The following is a 3,975-nucleotide window of genomic DNA, read 5'->3' as shown; positions in this document are numbered from 1 at the left end:
CTGTCGAACCCGGCCGGGTGATGGCTACCAGCGGCGGCAGATCCGGCGCCTGGGTGATCGGCGTGCCGTTGAAGGAAAGGATGACATCGCCCTGCTTAAGCCCCGCCTTGTCGGCCCCACTGCCCGGCGTGACCTGCGCGACAAGCGCGCCGTTGGAGTCGGCGAGATCGAGATTCTTCACGAAGGGATCCACCGGCTGCACGGTGACGCCGAGCATGCCGCGAGAGACGTAGCCCTTCGCCTTGATCTGATCTACGACGTTCATTGCCACGTCGATGGGAATGGAGAACGACAACCCCTGATAACCACCGGACGTGGAGTAGATCTGCGAGTTCACGCCGATCACCTGGCCCTGCAGATTGAACAGGGGGCCGCCCGAATTACCCCGATTGATCGGCACGTCGGTCTGGATGAACGAGGTATACGGCTGGTCGCGGCTGCCCAGGTTGCGCCCTACCGCACTGATGATGCCGTGGGTCACGGTGGCGTCGAGGCCGAAGGGCGAACCGATCGCGAGGGCCCACTGACCGCGCTTCACGCTGCGCGAGTCGCCGATGCTGACGGCAGGCAAGGCACCGGCATCGATCTTCAGTAGCGCAATGTCGTACTGCGGGTCCTTGCCGACGACCCTGGCGGTGAAGCTGCGACGGTCCTGGAGCCGCACCTTGACCTCGTCGGCGTCATCGACGACATGGTCGTTGGTGAGAATGTAGCCATCGGCGGAGATGATGAATCCCGAACCCAGCGAGGTCTGCTCGGGCGGCTGCGCCGGAACGCCCGGCATGCCGAAGAAGCGGCGGAGCAGCTCTTCCTGGTCGTCCTGCCCGGCGGGGCCGCCTTTCGTCTTCTTATGCGCACCGGTCGTCTTTGCCTCTACGTGGACGACTGCCGGGGCGTTCTTTTCCACCACGCCGGTGAAATCGGGCAGGCTCTGCGCCTGCACGCCGGCGGTCGCCAGCACCAATGCACCGCCAAGCACGGCACGTGTATTCAACCAACCCATCCTCTTTCCTCCTTGTCAAAGCCACGGTTGCCCGTACGTCGAGGCGACCGCACGGGTGGTTACGAATAAGGGAACAGGCGCGCCGGGGACGGTCGGCGCGCCAGGGTGGCGTCGCGGCTTAGCGAGCCTGCGACGCGGCGACCGGCTGCACATAACGACTGCCGTCGGGACGGGTCAGCAGCATGTAGCTATTGCTTGCGGGGGCTTCTGCGGTCCGGCCACGCTGAATCTGGTACGGCGTGGAACGGGGAAGATAGGTTGCACCACCCTCGCTCGAACTGTCGAATGCCGCCTTCTGGGTGAACTGGGACGCCATGTTGCTACCGGCAAGCCACTGCGGCGCCACCGGGGCGGCAGCGGGCTCCGGCGTGGCATCGGCCACCTGGATGTCGCCGGAAACCGGCGCCTGGTGAGCGATTTCGKGAGCCCCGGAACGGTTGCCCGCCGGCTGCGACAGCATCAATGCGGCGACGGCCACGCTTGCGGCGATGGCACCCCCCGCGGACCAGTGCAGCCAACGGCGGCGCGGTGCGGCATCTGCAACGGCCGGCGCACTGGCTTCGGCCTCGATAGCCGCCATGACGCGATCGACGAAGTCATGGGATACCGGGGGCAACGCTTCGCGGCGCAGACCGTCACGACCCGCGTGATAACGCGACCAGACGTCGGCAAGGCCCTGATCGGCCTCCAGACGACGTAACAGGAAGCGGATTTCCTCCCGCGACAGCTCTCCGTCCATGCCGGCGGAGAGAATTTCACGATTGGCTTCACTCATGGATTGTGATCCTCGCGGTCGGATAGAAGCGGCCGCAGTTTTTCGTCGATGGCTTCACGAGCCCTGAAGATACGCGAACGAACCGTTCCGATAGGACAGTTCATGATGGCGGCGATTTCGTCATAGCTTTTGCCGTCCACCTCGCGCAGGGTAATCGCGACCCGAAGTTCTTCAGGTAAGGCTTGGACAGTGGAAAACACCGTTTGTTCCACCTGTTCACGCATCAGTTCGCGCTCCGGGGTGGCCCCGTCGTGCATTCGCGTGGCACCCGGGACGTAAACCGCATCGTCCACGTCGATGTCCCCCGTGGGCGGGCGGCGCCCCATGGCGACCAGGTGGTTCTTGGCCGTATTCACGGCGATCTTGTAGAGCCAGGTGTAGAACGCGCTTTCGCCGCGGAACGACCCAAGGGCACGCCAGGCGCGCACAAAGGCCTCCTGGGCGATGTCCTCACATTCGGTCCAGTCGTGCACGTAGCGGGAGATCAACGCGATGACCTTGTGCCGGTATTTCCGCACAAGCAGGTCGAACGCGCGGCGGTCTCCTTGCTGCACACGCTCGACAAGTGCTTGATCCAGTTCGTTTTCGCCCATCCGGGCCGTCTCCTCACATCATTCGGGGCCAGTCGCGGGCGCAGCTGAGACAAGCGCGGACCGAGCAAGTTCACTGCCCGGTCAACCGGTCATCCTTTGAAAATATGCGCAACCCGGCCTGAACCTCAAGTTGGAACCGGCCCGTCAGGCACTGACGGGCGTCCGACCTTCGGTGATCACACGCTCGCGCTCGGCGAGTAGCTTATCGAAAGCCACCACGGGCAGCGGTCGGCAAAACAGGTAGCCCTGGAGTTCGTCACAGCCGTTCGCGCGAAGGAACTGCAGGTGCTGCTCGATTTCGACGCCCTCGGCCACCACGCCACGTTTGAGTCGGTGGGCCATGTCGATAGTCGCCCGGACGATGGCCTCGTCGTCGGGATCCACACCGATGTTGCGGACGAAGCTCTGATCGATCTTGATCCGGTCGGCCGGCAGCCGGCGGAGGTAGTCGAGGGACGCCGCGCCGGTGCCGAAGTCGTCGATGGCGATATGGCAACCCATCGCGTGCAGGGCGTCGAGCGTTTCGACCAGGTGCGGCACCGTCTTCACGCTGATGCTCTCGGTCACTTCAAGCTCGAGGCTGTCCGGGTTGAGCCCGGTATCGGTCAGGGCGCTGGCAACCACCTCGGCAAGGTTCTGCTGCATGAGCTGCACTGCCGAAAGGTTCACGCCAATGCGCAAGCCCAGGCCATAGGTGTCTTCCCAGGCCTTCGCCTGCGCGCATGCGGTACGCAGCACCCACTCGCCGATCGGCACGATGAGGCCGCTGGCCTCGGCCAGCGGGATGAAGAACGCCGGACTGATCATGCCCAGTTCGGGGTGCTCCCAGCGCACCAGTGCCTCCATGCCGATGATGTCTTCGGTGACGGCATTGACCTGAGGCTGATAGAACACGCGCAGTTCGTTGTTCTTCACCGCGTGACGAAGACTTGCCTTCAGGGCCACGTGCTGTTGCTGCGACGCGTCCGTATTGGCCGCGTAGATCTGGTAATTGTTCCGCCCCAGACTCTTCGCCCCATACATCGCCTCATCCGCATGGCGCAGCAGCAGCTCGCCTTCGGTCGCGTCGTCGGGGAAGAAGGAGATGCCGACGGACACGGTGGCCTGAAGTTCCGAGCCGTCATCGAGCCCCAGCGGAATCTCCATCGCCTGCACCACTTTCTCGGCGATACGCAGCACGTCGTCGCGTTTGATGATGTGGCGCAGGATCATCGTGAACTCGTCGCCGGCGTAACGTGCGACTGTGTCGGAAGCACGCACACTGGCGCGCAGCCGCTTCGCCACGGCGGTCAGTACCTGGTCGCCCACGGCATGGCCGAGCGTGTCGTTGATACTCTTGAAGCGATCGAGGTCGACCAGCAAGGTGGCAAAGCATTCGCCGGTTCGCTCCGCCTCGCGGATGGTCGTATCCAGGCGATCGTTGAACAGAAGACGATTGGGCAAGGCAGTCAACATGTCGACGAGACCGCGGGCGCGCCCCTGTTCGCGTGAGCGCCGTAGTTCCAGCGCGGAGGCGAAACGTGCCGCGGCCGCGCGTAACGCCGGCTCGAGGACGCGACCATCGCTGCCGGTGCGACGGCGACCGGCCAGCAACGCGCCGAGCA

At 64.3% G+C, this 3,975-nt stretch carries 4 protein-coding genes; all 4 read right to left on the bottom strand.

All coding sequences use genetic code 11. The features are described from left to right. Positions 1 to 994, bottom strand: a 994-nt coding sequence (locus AC1DT2_RS17165) for a trypsin-like peptidase domain-containing protein (protein ID WP_477297670.1), incomplete at its 3' end; no start/stop codon positions are given. Between the two features lie 127 nt (positions 995 to 1,121). After that, positions 1,122 to 1,778 carry a sigma-E factor negative regulatory protein gene (locus AC1DT2_RS17160; protein ID WP_477297669.1) on the bottom strand — a complete coding sequence of 219 codons (657 nt, stop codon included), beginning with the start codon at positions 1,776 to 1,778 and terminating at the stop codon, positions 1,122 to 1,124. Beyond that, positions 1,775 to 2,371 carry an RNA polymerase sigma factor RpoE gene (rpoE, locus tag AC1DT2_RS17155; RefSeq protein WP_063573712.1) on the bottom strand — a complete coding sequence of 199 codons (597 nt, stop codon included), beginning with the start codon at positions 2,369 to 2,371 and terminating at the stop codon, positions 1,775 to 1,777. Before rpoE ends, AC1DT2_RS17160 begins: the two co-directional genes overlap by 4 nt. Before the next feature lie 144 nt (positions 2,372 to 2,515). Continuing rightward, the coding region (locus tag AC1DT2_RS17150) for a putative bifunctional diguanylate cyclase/phosphodiesterase (RefSeq protein ID WP_477297668.1) at positions 2,516 to 3,975 on the bottom strand (1,460 nt) is incomplete at its 5' end.

This window comes from Luteibacter sp. P4_E6 (assembly GCF_056401535.1).
This window is presented reverse-complemented; position numbering and strand designations above follow the sequence as displayed.